This window comes from Sunxiuqinia rutila (assembly GCF_050589705.1).
GTDB lineage: Bacteria > Bacteroidota > Bacteroidia > Bacteroidales > Prolixibacteraceae > Sunxiuqinia > Sunxiuqinia rutila.
On sequence record NZ_JBNGOT010000024.1, the window covers coordinates 14,583 to 37,645 of the forward strand.

Below are 23,063 nucleotides of genomic sequence, written 5' to 3' on the forward strand. Positions count from 1 at the left end.
ATTTAGGTGACAATGTCCCTTAAGGTTCCTAACTCGGAAAGGTCAGCTAAACGATTAAGCAGGAAGCAACATTAAGGGCTCTTGAATTTTTCAGTTAAATCAATTGGGTTCATTAGCATCTGGGCTTAACACTTACAGGAGTTGAGTCCACCTCCTGTAAGTGTGTTCTTTAGTTCTTCTACGCAGCTTAATGATGTCCTTCGAATTTGAAAGAAACTTTGAGTTTGGTGCGGTAGCTTTCAACTTTACCGTCACTAATTTGCATATCCATTGCTGATACTTCAGCAATACGCAAGTCACGCAGCGATTCGGATGCTTTGGAAATTGCATTTGCTGCTGCTTTTTCCCAGGATTCTGTGCTGGTGCCTACCAATTCAATGACTTTGTAAACGCTTTCTGGCATGATGACCTCCTTTTGTTAGTGTTTTGTATGTATTTACTTAGAAAAGGGAGGAACGGTTTCGTGAATTCAGATGCTTGACAATAGGTGAGTAGCAAAAAAAAAGACTGACTTCATGGAAGCCAGTCTTTTCAGAATGAGGTATGGTTACTTAAAGTAAATTCCAGCCTTCGCGGTAGTGGTAATGAAGTTTTGCTGTTGCAGCTCCGTCTTCATCATTCTTAAATGTTTCGGTAGCCGGATCCCATTCGATGGTACGTTGCAGGTCGCAGGCAATGTTACCCAAGGTACAAAGTGTACATGAGCTATGCCCAACTTCTACAGGAACCACAGGATCAACACGGTTTCTTACCGACTCAATAAAGTTAATCTGATGTGGAATTTTAGTTTCATAAGGAGTATCATCATTGGCATCGGCTGAGGCTGGTGGAAGTAAAGCATCATCGGAAGCTTTGAAGTGTCCGCGTGAAACTTCAATCCAACCATTTGTTCCGGTAAACTTCACTCCTTTGGTCATTTGCTCATTGAAAGGCTCAGATGTCAGAACAATACCATTGGCGTATTTAAACGTCATGTATTCAGTACCATCTCCAACGGGAGAGATTTCAACAGGTCCGTTGCGGTCCATGCCTAGAGCCCACTGGGCAACATCAAACATATGAGCACCCCAGTCGGTTGTAAAACCGCCGCCCATTTCTTTGTACCAGCGCCAGGCACCCCACATTTTTTCGTGTTCTACCGGATCAAGTGAAATTGGTGGGTTCAATTCATTGTTGAAATGAATATCTCCGGGTAAAGGTCCCAGCCATAAGTCCCAGTTCAGGTCGGCAGGAATTTCTTCTTCTGGCAAATTATATGGAATTGGAGGAGCACCTACATAAGCGTTGACTTTTTCAATATCGCCCAATCGCCCTGTTTGTACCATGTTAACGGCATGCTGGAAGTTGGGGTCTGAACGCTGCTGGCTGCCAATCGCTAAAATGCGGTTGGTTTCCCGAACCACGCGAACCAACTCTTGTCCTTCTTTAATGGTGAAGGTCATGGGTTTTTCAAGGTAAACGTCTTTGCCCGCTTTACAGGCAGCAATAGCAATCATGGCATGTGCGTGGTCAGGCACGGCAATTACCACTGCATCTACGTCATCTCGCTTGATCAGATCCTGGTATTTTTCATGTGTTGACACTTTCACATCAACATTGTTTTTTGCATAAAACTCATTGACCCGGTTTTCAAATCGCTGACGTTTGCGTCCATAAACATCACATCCGGCAACCACGCGTACGCCGGGAATCTGAATGAACCCGTTCAGCAAAAACATGGCCTGACGTCCCATGCCAATAAAACCAAGCCGAATGGGCTCAGCTGCAGCAGCAGGAGAAGTACATGAATTGAATGCAGGGAGTAAGGAGATGCCTGCAACTCCAAGAGCAGCAGTGCCTAAGAACCGTCTTCTGGATAGTTCCATTTTTGTTTGTTTTTTCATTTTAGTTGATTTATTAATAGTTTGTATCGACAAAGTTGATACACTCGCTTCTCTTTTTCACAAAAGTCTAAAATTAACAATTAAGTTTTTAAGAATAAAACCTTTTATAAGGATAAACAGCAATTTACCGCAGGTGGGAAATAGGCCGGATAAGTTTTGGCTGTGTTCAGATTTTGGACACGGAATTAGAAATGATGATGAAAATAATGTAACTTGGGAAATTCCATTTTTAATTAACGACCTGCAAGTATTATTTTCGATCCCTTTTCTCCTGATGGAGAATCTTCGGCTTTCAACCGTATTAAAGGATTCCGGATGATTTTACTTTTAATTTGAAAGTGAGAATAGATCGATCATTTTCGATATGAAGAAAATCAATGTTAATTAATTGATAATTGTTTTTGGGAACTATTTTTAAACATTTTTGAACGGTCAAAATTTTGGTAGTATTGCTAGTGTTCGATAAAGTGGGAAAAAGTTTTTTTATAAAAAATAGATACTATGAGTGACTTAGGATTTGCATTACAATTGATGGGAATTGGAATGATTACCGTATTTATCATTCTGTCTCTGGTGGTTTTACTTGGCAATTTGATTATTCGTTTTGTCAATAAATATTTACCAGAAGAAATTAGTCATAAAGTTCAACAGGTTGCTGTGCAAACGGGGAACTTTAATCGAAAAAAAATCGCAGCGATTGTGTCTGCAGTCAAAATTGTAACTGAAGGCAAAGGACATGTTACTAAAATCGAGAAGATGTAAAATTCTGGAAGAACTCGATACCCAGTTACAAAAAAAACCTTTTTTAAAAAATTAATACAACCTTATGGAAAAGAGAAAAATCAAATTTTCATTGCTCTATCGTGACATGTGGCAATCATCAGGAAAGTATTTGCCACGTGTAGATCAATTAGTAAAAGTTGCCCCACACATTGTTGAAATGGGATGTTTTGCACGTGTAGAAACCAATGGTGGTGGCTTTGAGCAAATTAACCTGCTTTTTGGAGAAAATCCCAATATTGCCGTTCGTAAGTGGACTCAACCCTTCAATGATGCCGGAATTCAAACGCACATGTTGGATCGTTCGCTGAATGGTTTGCGCATGAGCCCGGTACCGGCTGATGTACGCAAAATGATGTATAAGGTAAAAAAATCCCAGGGAACGGATATCACCCGCCCTTTCTGTGGATTGAATGATGCCCGCAACATTTTAGACTCAATTAAATATGCCAAAGAAGCCGGGATGATTGCCCAGGCTGCTTTAAGTTTAACCTATTCAGAAGTACACACTGTAGACTATTACGTCAATTTGGCCGACACGCTGATTAAAGGTGGCGCTGATGAAATTTGCCTGAAAGATATGGCAGGGATTGGACGTCCGGCCTGGTTAGGTCAGATTGTTTCCGGTATCAAAAAGCTGCACCCCCAAACTCCGCTTCAGTACCACTCACACTCAGGTCCTGGTTTTGCCATGGCTTCTATTCTGGAAGTCTGTCGCGCTGGTGTTGAGTATGTTGATGTGGCCATGGAACCATTGTCCTGGGGAACCGGACACGTTGACCTGCTGGCTGTTCAGGCCATGTTGAAGGATGCGGGCTTTGATGTACCGGAAATCAATATGGATGCTTACATGAAAGTACGTAGCCTGACACAAAGCTTTATTGATGACTTCCTGGGTTACTATATCAACCCCAAAAACCGTTTCATGAATTCCTTGCTCATTGGTCCCGGTTTGCCAGGAGGTATGATGGGCTCCTTAATGGCTGACCTGGAAAGTAACCTGGCCAGCATCAACAAATGGAAAAACAAGCATAACCAGCCGGAACTGAGTCAGGATGATTTGCTGGTGAAGCTGTTTAATGAGGTTGAGCATATTTGGCCAATGGTGGGCTATCCGCCACTGGTAACGCCTTACAGTCAGTATGTGAAAAACCTGGCCTTGATGAATGTGATGCAATTGGAGAAAGGCAAAGAGCGCTGGAGCATGATTGCGGATAATATTTGGGATATGTTGATGGGCAAAGGTGGAAAGCTACCCGGAGAATTAGCCCCTGAGTTGAAGAAACTGGCTAAAGAAAACGGCAAAGAAGAATTTACTGCCAATCCACAAAGCTTGTATCCCGATGCTTTGGATACTTTCCGCAAGGAAATGGACGAAAACGGTTGGGAATATGGGCAGGATGATGAAGAATTATTCGAGCTGGCCATGCATCCTGAGCAATACCGTGCCTATAAGTCGGGCGAGGCGAAGAAAGCCTTCGAAGCCGATTTGGCTAAAAAACGTGAAGAAGGTGCCGGATTGCTTGAAGGAACCAAGAAAGCAGAGGCTCCGGCTGCTGCCGCTCCGGCCAATTTCAACCCATCCAGCATGATTATCAATGTTGATGGAGAGCAGTTTAAAGTATCGGTGGCCTATGGTGACAGCCAGCCGGCAGAAGTTTCGGCTCCTGTTCAGGCAGCACCAACACCTGTTGCTATGCCTGCTCCTGTAGCTAGTGGAGTTACCAAGGAAATCATCGCTCCGCTTGAAGGAAAGTTTTACCTGACTAAAGAAAGTTCGGAAACACCGATCAAGGTGGGCGATGTGATTAAGGAAGGCGACTTGATTGGTTATGTAGAAGCGATGAAAACCTTCAATGCCATTCGGTCAGATATTGCGGGTACTATCGTTGAAATTACGGGTACCAATGGTTCCGAAGTGGAAGAAGATGATATTTTAGTAAAAATCCAATAATAGAAAATCCTGCATATGTCTATAATAGAGAAACTCTATCACATGACTGCCATCCAGGATATCATTAATGGACCAGGAACGCTATTGATGTTGGCGATAGGGGCACTGCTTTTGTACTTGGGAATCAAGAAAAAGTACGAGCCACTGTTGCTGATTCCGATTGCGTTCGGACTAATCCTGGCCAACCTTCCCGGAGGCGGGATGGCGGTTGTGCCTGCAGAGTATGTTCAAATTGATGAGCATCATTACAAAAACCTGTTTGAAATTGCGCATGATCATGGAATCATGAATTTCCTGTACTATTCGCTGATCAAAACCGGTTTTTTACCTCCTATCATTTTTATGGGGGTGGGGGCTTTAACTGATTTTGGCCCCATGCTACGTAACTTGCGGTTGGCCTTTTTTGGAGCTGCTGCTCAAATCGGAATTTTTTCCGTGCTGATTTCGGCCATTGCTTTGGGCTTTACGCCTGCTGAAGCCGCATCCTTGGGTATTATTGGTGGAGCCGATGGCCCAACTGCCATTTACACCACCATTATGCTGGCGCCGCACTTGCTGGGGCCGATTGCGATTGCTGCCTATTCTTACATGGCACTGGTTCCGGTTATTGTTCCTTTGGTTTCGCGTTTGTTGTGTTCCGAAAAGGAATTGCGGATCAATATGAAAGAAATGGATAAGTTGTATCCTGCCAAGCAGAAAATCAAGAACCTGAAGGCGGTGAAAATTGCTTTCCCCATTGTGTTGGGTATTGTGATTTCCATTTTTGTACCTTCTTCGGTGCCACTTTTGGGCATGTTACTTTTTGGTAACCTCATTAAAGAAGTGGGAGTGACCGTGGCTCGCTTGTCGGATGCTGCTACTGGCTCGATTATGAACACAGCTACCATCTTTTTGGGATTGACCGTGGGAGCTACCATGACTTCGGAAGTTTTTCTGAACTCACGGACCATCATGATTATTGTGGGTGGTTTTATCGCTTTTGCAATTTCTATTGCCGGCGGTATTTTAGCTGTTAAAGTGTATAATCTGGTTGCCAAAAAGAAAATCAACCCGCTGATTGGTGCTACCGGCTTAAGTGCTGTCCCTATGGCATCGCGCGTAGCCAATGAAATCGCCATTAAATATGATTCGAAGAATCATGTGCTACAATACTGCATGGCCAGTAATATTTCAGGAGTAATCGGTTCGGCCGTTGCTGCTGGCGTGCTCATCTCTTTTTTGGGATAAACAAAAATAAACTGGTTAATTAGAAGCCTCATCCATTGCGGGTGGGGCTTTTTTGTTGCTCCAATCCGTACTCGTAGCATCAGCGTTTACTCTGTCATTCACTTAATCGACAAGGATAATGACATGCCCTTTTTTGTGGCCGGTGTCTACGTAAGTATGAGCTGCAACAATTTCTTCCAATGGATAACTTCGGTCGATGACTGTTTTCAATTGGCCGGCTTCAATAAACCTCTTAAGATCATTCAGGTTTTCAGTAGTGTAGTTAGCAACACCTCCGATTACCTTTTTGCTGCTTTTTAGCGTGGCTCTAATTCCCTCCATAATTCGTGCTAACTCCAGATGCACAGCTGATAGGTACAAGCCTTTTTCATTCAGCGCTTGCACACACTCTTTGATGGGGGCTTTGCCAACTGTGTCGAAAATAACATCGTAGGTTGCACCAGTCTGAGCCAGTTGCTCTTTCGTATAGTCAATCACCTGTTCGGCTCCAAGTGATTTGACCAGTGCGAGATTGGAGGTACTGCAAACACCGGTTACCTGGGCTCCCATGATTTTGGCCAGCTGAACGGCAAATGTCCCAATTCCACCGGAAGCACCGTAAATCAAAACCTTTTGTCCGCTGGTAACTTTTGCTTTGCGCAGATAATACAAGGCTGCCAGTGCGCAATGAGGAACGGCTGCCGCTTCCTCAAAGCTCATGGTTATCGGCTTCCTGGTCATCACGGCATCTTCGGGCAGGCAGATGTACTCGGCATAAGCACCAAAAGAAGCACCGGTTGAAGCAAAAATTTCGTCACCTGGCTTGAAACGAGTGACCTGCTTGCCTGTGGCTTCAACAACTCCAGCCAGTTCCACGCCCAGAATTTGTTTTCGTGGCCCCTTGAATCCCATAGCCAGTCGCACCGGGAAGTTAAAAATGGAAGGAAAAACAGCTCCACGAATCCGGGCATCAGCGCCATTGGCTGTCGTTGCTTTAATTTTGATCAGCACTTCCTTGTTTTTGGGAGTCGGCTTGGCTACCTCCATCATCCGAAGCACCTCCGGCGGACCATATTGGGGACATAGCATGGCTTTCATATTTATTCGGACTTTTTCTTTGAGAGGATGGGGGCAAGGACCAGCCCAACCCCAATGCCAATAAACAGCGAGGCGATAAATAGCAGCACGGAGGTTTGAAGGAAAATCAGTCCAACTCCCAGACCAATCATAGTTGTTCCACCGATGGCCCAGGAACTTTTGTCTTCGGTTTTGTGTTTCATTTTTTTGTGATTTTAAGGTTATTGACTTTTTAACTCAGAATTTATTTGATCAATAAGCTGGTTAATTTCGAGTTGCGCTTTTTTGTACACCGAATCTTTGGCTTGGGTAAGAAACAGACTTTCGATCAGGAAATTCCGGATTTCAACCGAATAGAGCTTTTCAGGCTTTACAATTTCAAGCGTGGCATAGTTTATCGCTCCACGTACTTCAGGCGACAACTCATTCAAAATAATTTCCCAATGAATATCTTCCAGTTTATTCAGATGGGTGTAAGTCATTTCCAGTTTTTGAAGCCCACTGGTTACGGCGATGTTTTTCAGGAGTTTGATTTCTCCGCTGTTTACCAGTATCTCGTAAATATTTCCGCTGCGGTGAAAATCGGAATATTGGGATAAGCCCATAATCATCAGGGCAAGCGAATCCGCTTTGCTCACATCCTTATTCGCAATCATGCGGCTGGCATTTACGTAGCTGGCTGCAAAGTAGTTGTTTAAATCCTTCACTTTGGCCAGTTCACTGCGGTCCTCCAACAATTGCCGCTTGATATTTTGATAGGATTTCCGGGCTTCTTTCTGGTCTTGTCTTCGCGAGTTCCAGTTGTTAATTTGCAAGGCGAGTAAAATCCCGATCACCAGCAACACAATTTCGCCAATGGCATAAAGCAAGTAAGCAACGATCTTATTTTCGGTATGGAAACGAAGCTGCAAACGATGGAAAAAGCTCAACATTTTGTGTCGTTTAAAGGTTTTCTTCTGACGGCTGATTCAAGGGCTTACGTGTAACCTTTACGCATGGCAAAAACTACGGTTGCAGGAGCCGGGCAATTATTGGGCGTGTAGCCTGAATCTGCTCGTAGTCCAGTTCAAGTCCGAGCGGGGCATAAACTTTCGAGAAATAATCATAAATCGGCTTGACCATTTCAAAAGGAGCAACGATGGATTCCAATGCCGTGGAGCCGGCATTGTTTCGAATGGCTTTGTCGGCTCCGTGTTCCAAAAGTTCTTTCACAAGCTCGGTCCGGCAGAAAAAAGCGGCCGAATGGAGCGGCGTAGAACCTTCTTTGTTTTTGAAGTTAACGTCAGCACCGGCTTCAATTAAGGTCAGGGCAATGTTGGTTTTACCAAAAACGATGGCTGAGATTAGTGGGCTTGAGCCTCCTGCAGGTTCCGGATCATTCACATCAGTTCCGGCGTCAAGAAGTTGCTTTACGGCCTCCAGATTTCCGGAGATTACAGCGGCATGAATGCTTTGCACCTGTTGGCTGGGAGCAGATTGCTCAACGGACGCTTGGCTGGTAACCGATGCTCTTAGTTTTTCAGGTCCTTTAAAGGCGGCGCCCAGGATAAGAACAACCACCAAGGCCGTTGTCACGCTGGTACTGGTCAGCCTTTTTTGCTTGCTAAGCTGGTAGGCATAAACCAACAGGTTGGAAATACTGAAGGTGAGAATGGTTAACAACAGAAATTTCAGGAAAGCCGGAATGCTTAAAGGCAGTAAAGCCGTTGCCAGGAGTCCAAGCACAATCATGTGAATGATGTAAACAGTATAGGAAGCACGGTTCAACTGTTGCAGCAGCGCGTTGGTTTGATTGAAACGGAATTGGAACACATCAATCAACACATACAGAAAGCTAAGCATGGCCAGCAAGGCAGAGCTGTAAAGCAGTATGCGGTCGGTGAACTCAGAAATATAGAAGTAGTTTCTTCCGGGAGTAATCAGGTTAAAGAAGAAATTCAAAGCCACTGCGGTATAAATTCCCAGGGAAATCGTTAGCAGGACATTGGAAAGGATTGTGTACTTCCGGTTGCGGGTATTCGACTCAAATACCTGAAGCTTGCTGCATAATGTTCCGAGCAGAAAGGCCAGGAAATAGACCAGCACCCGTTCGTTTTGAAAGTGAAGAATGAGGTTGTGGGTCCATCCTGCAAGTCCATTCATGGCAATCAAAATGCTGGACAGGGTGCCCAGGACAAAAGTTAAAAGAACGCCGGTTTTAAGTGAAATGGACAAAGACAGCAGGCGCGTTTTGGAGAGTCCTAAATAAATCAATTGAAAAATAAACAGGATCGGCAAAAACCAGAGCCAGTTCTGCACCGGGTTATTGGCAAAGAAGCTCAGGTCGGTTCCGGCTCGTTCAAAAAAATGAAAATACGAAAACCATTCTTCCTGCGGCAGCCCTCTGGAATAAAGGAACAGCACTTTGTAGGCAGGAATTAAGGTGAGCACGGCTATTATCCAGGGAAGCAGAATGCGTTTAAACTTGGATTGAATAAAGGCAATGGCAGATTTCCCTTTGACGGAGTAGCGGACAAAATAGCCGGAGATAAAAAAGATGGTAAACATCACAAACAGGTCAAGGTACATCCGAATCAGACCGATGTTGTTGCTTTTGACCGGATCGACAACAATCCATGAATTTTCCAATACGTGTTCATAAACCAGGCCTGCGTGCAAGAGAACCACTAAAAAGATCAGGAAGGTTCTTAAATTGTCTAAAAAATAAATGCGTGTTTTCATGACGACTGTGTTTTTGGGTTTGACTTTTTTCGATAGTGTAAAGGTCTGGCAAAGCCTGACGCACGACCAATCAATGAGGAATCAAAAGCTAACAAGTTTGAAGCAGCCCTGTAAACCAGGACGAATGTGTGTAACTTATGACGCAAGTGAGTGTGCAACCGCCTGAAAACGGGCCTTTCGGAGTGAGTAAAATGAAGGGAGGAAATGGTCATGTTGCATGCAATGATGGCGACAGAGCTTGGGTGAAGGAAAAGTATCAGATCATTATTCGTATCTTTAAACTCGCAAACTTCTTTTAATGATTGAATGCAATGCCAGACTTGAGCCCGGTAGAACGCGATTTTTTAAAGAAAATTACAGCCATTGTTACGGAGAATATCGGCAATGATCAGTTTGGTGTATCCGAACTGGCCCGCGAGGCTGGCATGAGTCGTTCCAACTTACTGCGAAAAATCAAGAAATTGACCAACCTTTCGGTCAGCTTGTTTATCCGGCAAATTCGCCTCGAAAAAGCGATGGAGTTGTTAAAGGAAGGCTCGTTGACTGTTTCCGAAGTGGCGTTCCAGGTAGGTTTCAGCAGCACGTCTTACTTCGGCAAATGTTTTCACGATCATTATGGTTATCCGCCAGGCGAACAGGGCAACCAGGAAGAGGTGACGCAGCAGGAGCCTCCGGAGGAAGCGCCGCCAGTGCGGAAATCCGGCTGGATGCTGGCAGTGGGAGCAGTGCTTATTCTGGCGTTGCTGGTCATGCTGTTCAACCCCTTTGAAGCAAAGAATAAGGAGCTGGAAAAGTCCATTGCTGTTTTACCTTTCAAAAATGAAAGCAACGATTCAACCAACATTTACCTGATCAACGGTTTGATGGAATCGATCCTGAATAACCTGCAGAAAATTGAAAACCTGCGGGTGGTTAGCCGGACTTCGGTGGAGAAGTACCGCCATTCTTCCAAATCGATTCCCGAAATTGCCGAAGAATTGGGAGTAAGCTATTTTATTGAAGGCAGCGGACAAAAGATTGGAGACCAGATTTTGCTTTCGGTGCAGCTCATTGAAGCTCCCAGCGACAAGCATGTGTGGTCCGAACAGTATCAACGGGAAACCAGCGATATTTTCAACCTTCAGCTGGATGTGGCTAAAAGCATCACTCAGGAAATTGAGGTGATCATTACGCCGGAGGAGCAGAAGCGCATTAGCAAACCGCCCACGGACAATTTGGAGGCGTACGATTATTTTCTGAAAGGGCTTGATGAGTTCCACCAGGGTACCCGCGAAGGGCTGGAGCTGGCCATTCCGCTTTTTAAACAAGCCGTGGAACACGACCCGAAGTTTGCGCGGGCCTATGCCGACCTGGCCATTGCCTATTACATGTTGGATGCTTATCAGGCTGAAAAGAACTACGTTGACGAGATTAATGCCTACGCCGATAAGGCCATGTTTTACGACGATCAGCTCAGTCAGTCGTTGCTGGCCAAAGCGTTTTTCTACATCAATACGGGCGAGTATGAGCTGGCCATTCCGTACCTGGAGAAAGCTTTGGAGTACAGTCCAAACTCCGCTTTTGTGATCAATACCCTTTCGGACTTTTACACCAGCTACTACCCCAATACGGGCAAATACCTGGAGTATGCCTTGAAAGGGATTCAGATTGATGTTGGCGGCAACGACTCCACCACCACCAGTTTTATCCTGCTTCACCTGAGCAACGCGTTTATTCAATCGGGTTTTGTGGCCGAAGCAGAGAAGTACATCAACCAATCGTTGGCTTATGCACCCGGCAATTTGTACTCGGTGTATGTGAAGGCCTATATTCAATATGCCAAAAACGGCAACCTGCCGCAGTTGAAAACCGATTTGCTGGCAGCCCTGGAGCAGGATTCCACGCGTTTTGATATTTTGCAGGAAGTGGCCAAATCCTGTTATTACCTGCGCGATTATGAAAGTGCCTATACCTATTACCGTCGGTTTCTCGATCTTAAAAAGGCCTTGAACCTGGATGTGTACCGTTTTGAGAATGCCAAGATTGCGGTGGTGATGGACAAAATGGGCTTTGCGGAAGAAGCCGCCGAACTGATGCAGGATTATAAAGCGTATGCCGAACAGGATCCGTCGATTTACCGGCCGCTTAGCCTGGCGGTTTACTACGCCTGGCAGGACGATCGTGCCCGGGCCTTGCAATACCTGGAGGAGTTTGCCCGGGAAGACAACTTTCATTACTGGACCATTCTTTTTCTGGATAAAGACCCGCTAGTTGATTCGATTAAGGAATTGCCCGAATTCCGGAAGCTGTTCCGGCAAATGGAACAAAAATTCTGGAACAATCACCAACAGCTTAAGCGCTCGCTGGAAGCCAAAGACCTGCTTTGAGCAAGTAAGGGCTGCGCCAACAAAAAAATCGTTCAGGTTCGTAACACAGAACTGAACGATTTCAAGTGGCATTGGCCTTTGGCCCGTTTCTCCTTAGTTATTCACCACTACGCGTGCGGCCCGGTAGCCATTGTAAAAGTTTGGGTCGCGGCGTTTAAAGATTTTCATTACCCGATCCAGCTTTTCGGTCAGCACGAGGTTAATTTCTGAAAAAAGTTGCTCCAGATCCTTGGTGGCCCGAACCGAAGCAATGCGGTAGGCGCGGGGCTGGCCGTTTAGTTCCAGAAACTGATCCATGTCGGCTTTCAAATCTTCAATCTGTTCGGGAGTTACGCCATAGTCGGCCTGAAGGACGGTCAGGTGCTTTTCAGCCTCGCTGATAATGGTGTTAATCTTCGGAATAAAATCGAGGTTTCGCATGTTCTGCAAATCCGAGTACGACTCGCCCATGTTCTTTTCCAGCTCGGTGTCGCCCGAAAGCATACCGAAGGTTTCCAGCACATCGTTCAGGATGTCGGCCTTTTGAGCGATGGTACTTTTCACAATCTTTTTGTTTTTACCCACGAACACCTGGGCGGCTTGTTGAGCTTGTTGGGTCTGATCAATCTGATCATTCAGCAGATCAAATTCATTCTTGAATTCTCCGATTTTAGCAATCGCCGACCATTTGGTTACATGCGCGTCCAGGTAGTCGCGCACAGCGTTCTGCATTTCTTTCCGGTTAATTTGGTTTCCATTCATAAGTCAGTAAAGTTTGATTATCAACTAATTTAATAAAATTATTTCAAAAAAATCAAGTTTAAAACCCCTTATTTATTTCGATTTAAACGGAACGTGTTGGTTTGGTCAAAATCGTATGGCTTCGATAATGAGTGAAATAGGAGTTAATGCCTGCTGTGTTGGTGCTTTTTGATGGCTGCTGAAGGAGTGCTTTTACATACTGAAATATAAACATAAGTCCGACTCATCGAGCAGGCGTTCAGGCGCATCAGGCAGGCGTTCCGACGCATGGAGCAGGCATTCAGGCTTGTCGGGCAGGCGTATTGGTTCATCAAGCGGCTGTTTGTTGGCATGGAGCATCCAGCCAATTGTATTTAGCCGATGTTTCGGAGCATTGCTTGCCTGTTTTGATGCATCGATCTAGGAGTTTTGGGCATTGAGCCAAGCTTGGGCTGTGTTGGGCAGCGGTTTCGAAGCAAAAAGGGCTTGTTCAGGGGAGCGGAGCATGTTTTCAGTAGTAATCTTCGAGTGGTATACTTATCCGGCAAGCATTCGGAATTAATAAAAACTTCATGTTTTACCATCGGCCGTTCTTTGGTCCCTTTGGCTGAAAGTGACAAGAGGAGGTGCTAAAGAAGGGCATACGTTTTATCCCCGACTTTTCACTGGCCGGATTCTACGGAACATATGACTTCGACAGGTGGGCGCAAGATGCTGCTGAAAGGCTCTTGCAATGGGATTTTTTTCCGAAAATAGTGCCCGAATGTTCATCCTCTGGCTGATTACGCGAGATAATTCTTATTTTTAGGCAACCCGAAAACTGGCTTGACGGCCACCGTTTTCAAAAATCTTAACTAACCATGAACATTGAAATTCAACAAATCGCCGAACGATTGAAAGGATTGCGTGATGCCTTGGATCTGTCGGAGGCTGATTGTGCGGCAAGCTGCGACATCACCCTGGAGCAATACCAAACCTACGAAAGTGGACAGGAAGATATTCCTGTTAGTTTCTTATACCGCTTTGCATCCGTTTACAATATGGAGTTAACCACTTTGCTAACGGGCAACGATGCCACCATGCACCGTTATTCCATTACCCGAAAAGGGACAGGCTCGGTGGTTGAGCGTCGAAAAGAATACCAATACCAGGCACTCAATGAAAGTTACATTCATAAGGTGGCTCAGCCCTTTGTGGTAACCGTTGATCCGCATCCGGACAAAGACCCTGGCGAGGGCTATCAGCATCCGGGGCAGGAGTTTAACCTGGTGCTTCAAGGAAAATTACTGATTAAGCTTGGAGGAAAAGAGTTGGTGTTGAATGAAGGTGATTCCATTTGGTTCGATTCGTCGGTTCCGCACTGCATGAAGGCCCTGGATGGAGAAGAAACGAAATTTTTAGCAATGATCTTTAAAACGCAACTATGATATTAAGTGAACGATATTTGAAAAAAGCACAGTTTGAAAACCTGGCCGACTTCACCGGAAACCTGGAAATTCAAGTGCCCGACAACTTTAACTTTGCATACGATGTGGTCGATGAATATGCCCGGCTGGAGCCCGAAAAGCTGGCTTTGGTATGGACCAATGACCAAGGCGGGCATCGGAATTTCAGCTTTGCCGACATGAAGAAGTATACCGACCAAACGGCTGCTTATTTTCAATCGCTCGGAATTGGACGGGGCGATAAGGTTATGCTGATTTTAAAACGTCGTTTTGAGTTTTGGTTTTCCATCATTGCCTTGCATAAGTTAGGCGCGGTTTGTATTCCGGCCACGCACTTGTTGAAAAAGAAAGACCTGGTTTACCGGAACAATTCAGCAGAAATAAAAGCCATTGTAGCCGTTGGCGAAGCGGAAGTGATGGAACAGGTTGATCTGGCCATGGAAGACTCGCCCAGCGTTGAGCATCGCTTGTCGGTGGGGCCACTGGTGCCCGAAGGCTGGCAGGATTTTGCTACCGGACTAGAGCAGGCGCCCGCCTTTGTACGTCCGGAAGCGGTTTCAAGCAACGACTCCATTTCACTTTTATACTTTACCTCGGGTACCACCGGAAACCCGAAGATGGTGGCCCACGATTTTACCTATCCGCTGGGACACATCACCACGGCTTCGTATTGGCACAAGGTGGAAGAAAATGGCCTGCACCTGACCGTGGCCGACACGGGCTGGGGGAAAGCCGTATGGGGAAAACTGTATGGGCAGTGGCTGGCCGGAGCGGCCGTGTTTGTTTACGATCATGAGAAATTCAATCCGGCGGATATGCTCCAGGTGATTAGTCAGTATAAAATTAACACCTTTTGCGCACCGCCAACGGTTTACCGCTTTATGATCCGGGAAGATTTTTCAAAGTACGACCTGTCTTCACTGAAATATTGTACAGTAGCGGGCGAACCGCTGAATGCCGAAGTGTACAACCGCTTTTTGAAGTTGACCGGGATTCGCTTGATGGAAGGTTTTGGTCAAACCGAAACGGTGCTGGCCATTGCCACTTTCCCGTGGATGGAACCCAAGCCCGGCTCCATGGGCATTCCAAACCCGACTTATGAAGTGCAGTTGTTGCATCCGGAGAATCGTTTGTGTGAAGATGGTGAAATCGGGGAGATTGTTATCCGAACCGATAAAAAGACGCCCGTAGGACTTTTCCAGGAATATTATCGCGACCAGGAACGAACCCAGGCCGTATGGCACGATGGTTTGTATCATACCGGCGATTTGGCCTGGCGCGATGAAGATGGCTATTTCTGGTTTGTTGGTCGGGTGGATGATGTCATCAAAAGCTCCGGCTATCGTATTGGCCCTTTCGAGGTTGAAAGTGCTTTGATGGAACATCCGGCCGTGGTGGAGTGTGCTGTTACGGCCGCTCCGGATGACGTACGTGGTCAGGTGGTGAAAGCCAGTATTGTGCTGGCCCCCGAATATCAGCCGGGCTCAGAAGCTTTGGTCAAAGAGATTCAGAACCATGTGAAACAGACTACGGCTCCGTATAAATATCCACGTATTGTTGAGTTTGTAACGGAATTACCGAAAACCATTTCCGGAAAAATACGTCGGGTGGAGATTCGGGGCGAAGACAAGTAAACGAAACCGATCAAAATAAAAAACGGGAGCCTCATCAGGTTCCCGTTTTTGTTAGCCCTTCTTTTTTATTTATTGAAGTTGAATCAGTACTACGGATTTTGCAGGCAAGTCAATGCTTAGGTTTCCGTTTTTGGGCTTCTTCACATCAAATGCTTGAAGACTTACTTTCTCTTCCTGATCAAAATCGTTGTAATCATTCATGTTTTTAGCCGTAATAATTTGTCCTGCACAAGTGGAAAACTCCTGTCCGGTAATGGTCAGGGCTACTTGCTCAGCCTGATTGGGGTTGAGGTTGCACAGGGTGATGGAAACGACACCATCCTTGGTGGAAGCCGATCCATGAACCGTGGGAACGGAGCGCCCTTCAAATTCATAGCGGCTTGTTTCCAGGTTCATCGGAATCAAGGTGGCTTCCTGGTGGGCAGCATACATTTTAAATACGTAGTAGGTTGGTGTTAGCACCATCTGCTCGTCTTTGGTCAGAATGACCGATTGCAAAACATTCACCGTTTGGGCAATGTTGGACATTTTGACGCGGTCGGCATGCTGGTTAAAAATATTGAGGTTGATACCGGCCACCAAGGCATCGCGCATCGTATTTTGCTGGTACAGGAAACCCGGATTAGTGCCCGGCTCCACATCAAACCAGTTTCCCCATTCGTCAACAATTAAGCCGATTCGTTTTTCCGGGTCGTATTTATCCATGATGGTGGAATGTTTTGTTATAAGTTCATCCATGTTTAAGGTTTTGTCAAGGGTGGTAACCCACTCTTTTTCATTGAAGTCTGTAGCCGACCCCTTGTGGCTCCAATTGTGGGTAATGGTATAGTAGTGTAACGACAGCCCTTGAGTGAGATGCTGTTTGTTTTGTGTTTTTTTCATCAACACATCAGTCCAATTATAGTCATAGTCGCTGGCACCACAGGCAATTTTGTAGCTGGCACCTCTGGCGTATGAAGCAAATTGCCGATAGAGGTCGGCATAATATTCGGGAGTCATATCACCGCCACATCCCCAGTTTTCATTGCCAATTCCCCAGTATTTTACTTCCCAGGGTTCTTCGCGTCCGTTTTGTTTCCGCAAGTCCGTCATGGGGCTGATGTTTTTTGAGGTGACATATTCGACCCACTCCGAAGCTTCCCGAACCGTTCCCGAACCGACGTTCAGGTTGATGTAAGGCTCAGCTTCAATGAGCTCGCAGAAGTCCAGAAATTCATGAGTGCCAAAGCTGTTGTCCTCCGTAACCCCGCCCCAGTGCACATTAACCATCGAAGGGCGCTCGTGTTGAGGCCCGATGCCGTCTTTCCAGTGGTAGGTGTCGGCAAAGCAGCCCCCCGGCCAGCGCAGCAAGGGGATTTCCATTTCTTTCAAGGCAAAAACTACATCTTCGCGAAATCCTCGGATATTGGGAATCTCAGAATCCTGACCAACATAAATTCCCCCGTAAATGCATCGCCCCAAGTGTTCGGCGAAGTGCCCGTAAATTTCTTTGTTGATTTTGGTTTTGGCCTGGTCAGTGTGCAGGCTGATTTTTGTTTGTGCAAGTGCAGCTGTACTAACCAAAAACAGCAGCAGAATAGAAAAGAATAAGTTCATCTTCATAAGTTTAGGTTTTATGGTTGAAATGTTTATCGACTTCGTGTGCTCGTGAAAATTATTAATCTCATTTGAATTTCACTCCTTAGGGCTATGAATCAAACACACGTAAGTTATGAAACTCATTTAAATTCTTTAATTACTGTTTATTTTAAGAGTTTAAAATACTTTTTAAATTGTTCTTCTGCAAGAGTAATAATTGAATACATATCATTTAATTGCTTTATGTTTTGGATAGTTCGCTTTTGATCAGCTTGATGAAACAAATACATTGGCTTTAGCCGGAATTCTGATTTGGTCTTTCAAGGGAGAGTAACATGACGATTTCAATAGCCGGATGAAAGAATCATTTATGATCTGGAAAGGCTTAGGAGGCCCCTTTATTGAGGTTATTGGAATATGGCTTTGGCTAGATTAAAATGATTATAAATAAGTTTAACAATCGATGATTCTGAGATTTTTTGAAAAAATAGGTTGATTGTTTTAAATGCTCGTAAATAACCCTTTTTAGCAATGGTTTCTTTCCGAATTGAAATGATTTGTCCGCGAAAATGAGTTTTCGAATCAGTTTTGAAATCTCCGGAAGGGCTGTAAGCCTTGATAACTTAGGGGGCTTTGGCTATATTTGCTTCCCTTGCAGAGAAAAAATGGCAACATTTTGTGCTTTGCGCACCAACTTGAAAAAAGGATTGGTTTAAATCTAACATTCAATAAAACTGACAAATTTAAATAAGATGAGAGCTTATAAAATTATTGTTCTTGCCAAGCAGGTACCCGATACCCGTAACGTTGGCAAGGATGCTATGAAAGCTGACGGTACCATTAACCGGGCAGCTTTGCCGGCAATTTTCAATCCGGAAGATTTAAATGCATTGGAGCAGGCGCTTCGCATTAAAGATACATTCCCGGGATCTACAGTTACAATTCTGACAATGGGGCCGGGCCGAGCCGCCGAGATTATCCGCGAAGCCATGTTCCGTGGAGCCAATGGCGGTATTTTATTGACCGACCGGGCTTTTGCAGGTTCTGATACACTGGCAACTTCCTATGCCATTTCGCAAGCCCTGAAAAAAGTGAAGGACTTTGATATCGTAATCGCTGGTCGTCAGGCTATTGATGGCGATACGGCTCAGGTTGGTCCTCAGGTTGCTGAAAAATTGGGCTTGCCGCAAGTTACCTACGTTGAGGAAATTCAGAAGATAGAGAATGGAAAAGTAGAAATGAAGCGTCGTTTGGAGCGTGGAGTAGAAACGGTTTCCTGTCCGGTTCCGTTGGTGCTGACAGTTAACGGGTCGGCTCCTGACTGCCGGGCACGCAATGCTAAACTGATTATGAAGTACAAGCATGCCAAAACGGTTACCGAACTTCAGAATTCAAATGAAGATTATTTGCATTTGTATAACGATCGTCCGTACCTGAATATTCCGGAGTGGACGGTAAATGATATTGAAGTGGATCATGCTGAGTTGGGGTTAAGTGGTTCGCCAACAAAAGTAAAAACAGTGGAGAACGTTGTTCTTCAGGCGAAAGAAGCAAAAGTAATTACCTCAGCAGATAGCGACATCAATGATTTGATGCGCGAGTTGATTGAAAGTCACACCATTGGTTAACCCCTAACAGATCAGTTATGAATAGCGTATTTGTATATTGCGAAATAGAAGATGGTCATGTGGCTGAAGTTAGCCAGGAGTTGATGACCAAAGGCCGTTCATTGGCCAACGAGTTAAAATGTAAATTGGAAGCCATTGTTATCGGACACCAGTTGGATGGTATCGAGGAACAAATCTTCCCCTATGGGGTGGATATAGTTCATGTGGCCGATGATAAGCGCTTGTATCCTTATAGTACACTGCCACATACTTCCATCATTGTAAAATTGTTTGAAGAGCAGAAGCCACAAATTGCTTTAATGGGAGCTTCTTCAATTGGTCGTGACTTGGGACCACGCGTTTCTTCAGCCTTGCATAGTGGGTTAACTGCCGACTGTACCAGCCTGGTGATTGGTGACCATTTGGATAAAAAGCAAAACAAAAACTACGAAAACCTGCTTTACCAGATTCGCCCGGCGTTTGGTGGTAACATTATTGCAACCATCATCAATCCGGATTGTCGCCCGCAGATGGCAACCGTTCGCGAAGGGGTGATGAAAAAGGAGATACTTGATCCAAAGTACAAAGGAAAAGTTGTGAAACTGGATGTAGCGAAGTATGTTAGTGATGCCGATTTCCTGGTCGAAATTTTGGAGCGTCACATGGAAAAGAGCAAGGTGAACATGAAAGCGGCTCCGATTGTGGTTGCCGGTGGTTATGGAATGGGTTCGAAAGAGAATTTTCAGCTGCTCTTTGATTTAGCTGAAGTTTTAGGAGGAGAAGTTGGTGCTTCCCGCGCTGCCGTTGATGCTGGCTATGCCGAACATGAGCGTCAGATTGGGCAAACCGGAGTTACTGTACGTCCTAAGTTGTACATTGCTTGCGGAATTTCCGGGCAAATTCAGCACCGTGCGGGTATGGAAGAATCGGCACAGATTATTGCCATCAACACCGATCCGGAGGCGCCCATCAATGCAGTAGCCGATTATGTGATTAACGGCGATGTGGCTACCATCATTCCCAAAATGATTAAGTACTATAAACAAAACACCAAGTAGCGGCAGGTAAAACTTAAACTTTAAAGAAATGGCTAATTATTATACCGATAATAAAGAATTGAAATTCCACTTGGATCATCCGTTGATGGAGAAAATCGTTCGGTTGAAGGAACGGAATTTTGCAGAAAAAGAAGCGTTTGATTTTGCTCCGATGGACCACGAAGACGCGATGGATAACTTCGACAAAGTGTTGGAAGTTGTTGGTGAGATTTGTGGCGATATTGTTGGACCAAATGCTGAATCAATTGATGCCGAAGGACCACAGGTTGTCGATGGACATGTAATTTATGCCCGCGGAACTTCTGAAAACATCGAAGCCTTGAATAAAGCTGGTTTGATGGGGATGTCGTTGCCAAGGAAATATGGCGGTTTGAACTTCCCGATTGTACCTTACATTATGGCTGCCGATGTTGTATCGCGTGCTGATGCGGGGTTTGTGAATATTTGGGGCTTGCAGGATTGTGCTGAAACGATCAATGAATTTGCTTCCGAAGAACAAAAAGAAAAATACCTGACTCGTGTTTGTAATGGCGATACCATGGCGATGGACTTGACCGAGCCCGATGCCGGTTCCGATTTGCAGGCCGTTCAGTTGAAAGCGGTTTACGATGAGAAATCAGGCAAATGGATTTTGAATGGAGTTAAGCGGTTTATTACCAATGGTGATGGTCATATTTCACTGGTTCTTGCCCGTTCTGAGCCTGGTACGAAAGACGGTCGTGGATTGTCTATGTTCATTTACGACAAAAACGATGGAGGCGTAACAGTTCGTCGAATTGAGCACAAAATGGGAATCATTGGTTCGCCTACTTGTGAGTTGGTGTTTAAAGATGCACCGGCCGAGTTGGTGGGCTCTCGCAAAATGGGATTGATTAAATACGTAATGGCTCTGATGAATGGTGCACGTCTGGGAATCGCTGCCCAGTCGGTTGGTGTTTCAGAAGCTGCTTACCGCGAAGCATTAGCTTATGCCAAAGAGCGTGTTCAGTTTGGTAAAGCCATTATGCGCTTCCCGGCTGTGTATGAAATGTTGTCGAATATGAAGGCAAAACTGGATGCTTCGCGTACCTTGCTGTATGAAACGGCTCGTTTTGTTGATGTATATAAGACTTATATGCATATTGCTGAAGAGCGTAAGCTGGAGAAAGAAGAGCGTGATGAGATGAAAAAATATCAGAGACTTGCTGATATTTACACGCCTTTAGTCAAAGGAATGTCCAGCGAATACAGCAATCAACTGGCTTATGATGCCGTGCAGATTCATGGTGGGTCAGGCTTTATGAAAGATTATCCGGTTGAACGGATTTATCGTGATGCCCGTATTACGTCAATCTACGAAGGAACAACGCAGCTGCAGGTTGTGGCAGCCATTCGCGGGGTGACTACCGGTGCTTACCTGAACCAAATTCGGGTTTATGAAGCTGAGAAAGTGTCTCCGGAACTAGAGCACTTGCGTCGTACCTTGATCATTCTTACTGATGAGTATGAGCAGGCAGTCAATAAAGTACTGGCAACTGAAGATAATGAGTTTATCGATTTCCATGCCCGCCGCTTAGTCGAGATGGCTGGAAATATCATTATGAGTTACCTGCTGGTGTTGGATTCCAATCGGGATGCCATGTTTGCAAAATCAGCTAAAAACTTCATCCGAATTGCAAAAGCTCAGGTGAAAGCTCATGCTGAATTCATCCGTACATCGGATTTAAGCGACTTAGGTTCTTATAAATATGAAATGCAGTAAATAGCATATCTGATAAAATAAAAATGGAGGCTTGTTTTACAGGCCTCCATTTTTTTATTGGGTTTATGTCTTTTTTAAAGAACTCTTAGCGGTTGGGTTTGTGCTTCAATTTGAAATCCATCAGCTCGCGTGCGAGTTTCTGCTCTCTTACCAAGGCATTTTTTCGAAGGTTCTCCAGGTCTTCCTGAACTTCTTCCAGCCGGTTTTTGGTTTCTTTTACCACATGATGGCCTCGCTTATAAAGGGAGAGGATGATTAGCAAAATCGCTGCCAGGCAAATGATTAATCCCCACATAATGGAGTTGTAGCTACTTTTGGATACTTCTATGCCCATTAAGCTGATGCTGTCTTTGGCCTGCTGGCTGGCTGTAAGCTCTTCTTGCAGACTTGTTGTTGCAGCGTTGGCGGCGGTCAAGTCATTTTTTAAAGTATTAATTTCCTGCTGAAGGTTTCTTGCTACTTTTTGATATTGGCCAATACTGTCAATGGAGTTTTGCTTGAGTAGGTTGTAGCCGCTAATGCTCATTACCTTATACTCCTCATAAGTGTTTGATTTTTTATACAAGTGCTCAAACTGATCCTTTACGTTAAGCGTATCAAAAGCAGCACCGTATGAAGTTGTTTGAGCAAAAGAAATGGTCGTAAAACTCATTAACAGGCTAAAAGCTACATATTTCAATAAAGATGATTTCATGTTTGTTATTTATTTCTTTGTTGTTAAACTGCGTAAATATAAGAAGGTGAATTCAAATTCGACTCGATCTTTTTTAATATAGCAAAAAAATAAGCTAAAAGAAAAACGGAGCCTTCTGGCTTTTAGTATAGAGTCTGCGTTTTATTGGGTGATTGTTGAGGGGGTTATTTGGTTACTCCCTGGCAGGCAGTCTATTTCTGTCCGGGGTTTCAAGTAAAAATAGAATGATTCAACGGCTGGTGCTGGCCATAGGGGGAATTTGGTAGAAGGTTGATTGCTGACTTTGGCTTCAGGTTGTACATGCTCTTGTGATAGGGCTGGAGCCAAAAGAGAAGAGTTTTGCGGTACCTTACTCTTAATATATAGCTAAGGAGAGGCAAACGGGCAAGACTGGAGTGTTTCTTAAAGCGTGTTTTTTTGGAAAACGAAGCCAGATCTCTTTGTAATACGATATATATAATAGTGTTTGTTTTTCTAGAGAAGGCCTTTCCATAGCCCCATCCAGAGCAGGCTTCATGAGGTTTCCAGGCTTTTTTAGCGCGGGTCGGAGCGTTTGTTGCTGGAGTAGCTCAACAGGCGGTGAAAAAAAATGTTTTGCT

At 44.9% G+C, this 23,063-nt stretch carries 21 protein-coding genes; 10 read left to right on the top strand and 11 right to left on the bottom strand.

Features of this window, described 5'->3' with window-relative positions:
• Positions 1-187: 187 nt before the first annotated feature.
• A complete protein-coding gene (locus ACRD6K_RS19410) occupies positions 188-403 on the bottom strand; it encodes a dodecin family protein (RefSeq protein WP_430974591.1) in 216 nt (71 codons plus the stop codon).
• A 148-nt stretch (positions 404-551) separates the two neighbouring features.
• On the bottom strand, positions 552-1,883 hold the full coding sequence (locus ACRD6K_RS19415) for a Gfo/Idh/MocA family protein (protein ID WP_430974592.1): 1,332 nt from the start codon (positions 1,881-1,883) through the stop codon (positions 552-554).
• Positions 1,884-2,384: 501 nt separating this feature from the next.
• Here ACRD6K_RS19415 and ACRD6K_RS19420 point away from each other — a divergent pair.
• From ACRD6K_RS19420 to ACRD6K_RS19430, 3 genes are all read left to right on the top strand, one after another.
• Positions 2,385-2,645, top strand: coding sequence for an OadG family protein (locus ACRD6K_RS19420; RefSeq protein ID WP_299584302.1), 261 nt, complete (start codon positions 2,385-2,387; stop codon positions 2,643-2,645).
• Positions 2,646-2,709: 64 nt separating this feature from the next.
• Positions 2,710-4,617: a biotin/lipoyl-containing protein gene (locus ACRD6K_RS19425; protein ID WP_430974593.1), complete on the top strand. Its 1,908-nt coding sequence runs from the start codon at positions 2,710-2,712 to the stop codon at positions 4,615-4,617.
• Between the two features lie 15 nt (positions 4,618-4,632).
• A complete protein-coding gene (locus ACRD6K_RS19430) occupies positions 4,633-5,844 on the top strand; it encodes a sodium ion-translocating decarboxylase subunit beta (protein ID WP_299584295.1) in 1,212 nt (403 codons plus the stop codon).
• A 102-nt stretch (positions 5,845-5,946) separates the two neighbouring features.
• Here the strand turns inward: ACRD6K_RS19430 and ACRD6K_RS19435 are convergent, their stop codons facing one another.
• The 4 genes from ACRD6K_RS19435 to ACRD6K_RS19450 all read right to left on the bottom strand — a co-directional run bounded on the left by ACRD6K_RS19435 (position 5,947) and on the right by ACRD6K_RS19450 (position 9,621).
• Positions 5,947-6,921 carry an NAD(P)-dependent alcohol dehydrogenase gene (locus ACRD6K_RS19435; protein WP_430974594.1) on the bottom strand — a complete coding sequence of 325 codons (975 nt, stop codon included), beginning with the start codon at positions 6,919-6,921 and terminating at the stop codon, positions 5,947-5,949.
• 2 nt (positions 6,922-6,923) lie between these two features.
• The gene (locus tag ACRD6K_RS19440; protein WP_299584288.1) at positions 6,924-7,103 is read right to left on the bottom strand and encodes a hypothetical protein; all 180 of its coding nucleotides are present in this window, start codon (positions 7,101-7,103) and stop codon (positions 6,924-6,926) included.
• Between the two features lie 18 nt (positions 7,104-7,121).
• Complete coding sequence (locus ACRD6K_RS19445) at positions 7,122-7,832, bottom strand: DUF6090 family protein (RefSeq protein WP_430974595.1); 711 nt, start codon at positions 7,830-7,832, stop codon at positions 7,122-7,124.
• A gap of 73 nt (positions 7,833-7,905) precedes the next feature.
• Complete coding sequence (locus ACRD6K_RS19450; protein ID WP_430974596.1) at positions 7,906-9,621, bottom strand: acyltransferase family protein; 1,716 nt, start codon at positions 9,619-9,621, stop codon at positions 7,906-7,908.
• Positions 9,622-9,758: 137 nt separating this feature from the next.
• On the opposite strand from ACRD6K_RS19450, the gene ACRD6K_RS19455 reads away from it, so the two are divergent.
• Together ACRD6K_RS19455 and ACRD6K_RS19460 are read left to right on the top strand one after the other, a co-directional pair.
• Complete coding sequence (locus tag ACRD6K_RS19455) at positions 9,759-9,920, top strand: hypothetical protein (protein ID WP_430974597.1); 162 nt, start codon at positions 9,759-9,761, stop codon at positions 9,918-9,920.
• 12 nt (positions 9,921-9,932) lie between these two features.
• On the top strand, positions 9,933-11,987 hold the full coding sequence (locus tag ACRD6K_RS19460) for a helix-turn-helix domain-containing protein (RefSeq protein ID WP_430974598.1): 2,055 nt from the start codon (positions 9,933-9,935) through the stop codon (positions 11,985-11,987).
• 93 nt (positions 11,988-12,080) lie between these two features.
• Here the strand turns inward: ACRD6K_RS19460 and ACRD6K_RS19465 are convergent, their stop codons facing one another.
• Together ACRD6K_RS19465 and ACRD6K_RS19470 are read right to left on the bottom strand one after the other, a co-directional pair.
• A complete protein-coding gene (locus ACRD6K_RS19465) occupies positions 12,081-12,728 on the bottom strand; it encodes a hypothetical protein (protein ID WP_430974599.1) in 648 nt (215 codons plus the stop codon).
• Positions 12,729-12,871: 143 nt separating this feature from the next.
• Positions 12,872-13,039 carry a hypothetical protein gene (locus ACRD6K_RS19470; protein WP_430974600.1) on the bottom strand — a complete coding sequence of 56 codons (168 nt, stop codon included), beginning with the start codon at positions 13,037-13,039 and terminating at the stop codon, positions 12,872-12,874.
• 528 nt (positions 13,040-13,567) lie between these two features.
• Here ACRD6K_RS19470 and ACRD6K_RS19475 point away from each other — a divergent pair.
• Together ACRD6K_RS19475 and ACRD6K_RS19480 are read left to right on the top strand one after the other, a co-directional pair.
• A complete protein-coding gene (locus tag ACRD6K_RS19475; RefSeq protein ID WP_299584270.1) occupies positions 13,568-14,134 on the top strand; it encodes a helix-turn-helix domain-containing protein in 567 nt (188 codons plus the stop codon).
• Positions 14,131-15,786 (top strand): AMP-binding protein, encoded by a 1,656-nt coding sequence (locus tag ACRD6K_RS19480; RefSeq protein WP_430974601.1) that lies wholly within the window; start codon positions 14,131-14,133, stop codon positions 15,784-15,786. The genes ACRD6K_RS19475 and ACRD6K_RS19480 overlap by 4 nt, the downstream gene beginning before the upstream one ends.
• 69 nt (positions 15,787-15,855) lie before the next feature.
• On the opposite strand, the gene ACRD6K_RS19485 is transcribed toward ACRD6K_RS19480, so the two are convergent.
• The gene (locus ACRD6K_RS19485) at positions 15,856-17,388 is read right to left on the bottom strand and encodes an alpha-N-arabinofuranosidase (protein WP_430974602.1); all 1,533 of its coding nucleotides are present in this window, start codon (positions 17,386-17,388) and stop codon (positions 15,856-15,858) included.
• 728 nt (positions 17,389-18,116) lie between these two features.
• Here ACRD6K_RS19485 and ACRD6K_RS19490 point away from each other — a divergent pair.
• Genes ACRD6K_RS19490 through ACRD6K_RS19500 form a run of 3 tightly spaced genes read left to right on the top strand, consistent with a single transcriptional unit; the run spans position 18,117 to position 21,770 of the window.
• Positions 18,117-18,992, top strand: a complete 876-nt coding sequence (locus ACRD6K_RS19490) for an electron transfer flavoprotein subunit beta/FixA family protein (RefSeq protein WP_430974603.1) — start codon at positions 18,117-18,119, stop codon at positions 18,990-18,992.
• A gap of 17 nt (positions 18,993-19,009) precedes the next feature.
• Complete coding sequence (locus tag ACRD6K_RS19495; protein ID WP_299584258.1) at positions 19,010-20,029, top strand: electron transfer flavoprotein subunit alpha/FixB family protein; 1,020 nt, start codon at positions 19,010-19,012, stop codon at positions 20,027-20,029.
• A 28-nt stretch (positions 20,030-20,057) separates the two neighbouring features.
• Complete coding sequence (locus ACRD6K_RS19500) at positions 20,058-21,770, top strand: acyl-CoA dehydrogenase family protein (RefSeq protein ID WP_299584255.1); 1,713 nt, start codon at positions 20,058-20,060, stop codon at positions 21,768-21,770.
• A gap of 85 nt (positions 21,771-21,855) precedes the next feature.
• Here the strand turns inward: ACRD6K_RS19500 and ACRD6K_RS19505 are convergent, their stop codons facing one another.
• Together ACRD6K_RS19505 and ACRD6K_RS19510 are read right to left on the bottom strand one after the other, a co-directional pair.
• Positions 21,856-22,464, bottom strand: coding sequence for a hypothetical protein (locus ACRD6K_RS19505; protein ID WP_430974604.1), 609 nt, complete (start codon positions 22,462-22,464; stop codon positions 21,856-21,858).
• A gap of 355 nt (positions 22,465-22,819) precedes the next feature.
• The coding region (locus ACRD6K_RS19510) for a hypothetical protein (RefSeq protein WP_430974605.1) at positions 22,820-23,063 on the bottom strand (244 nt) is incomplete at its 5' end.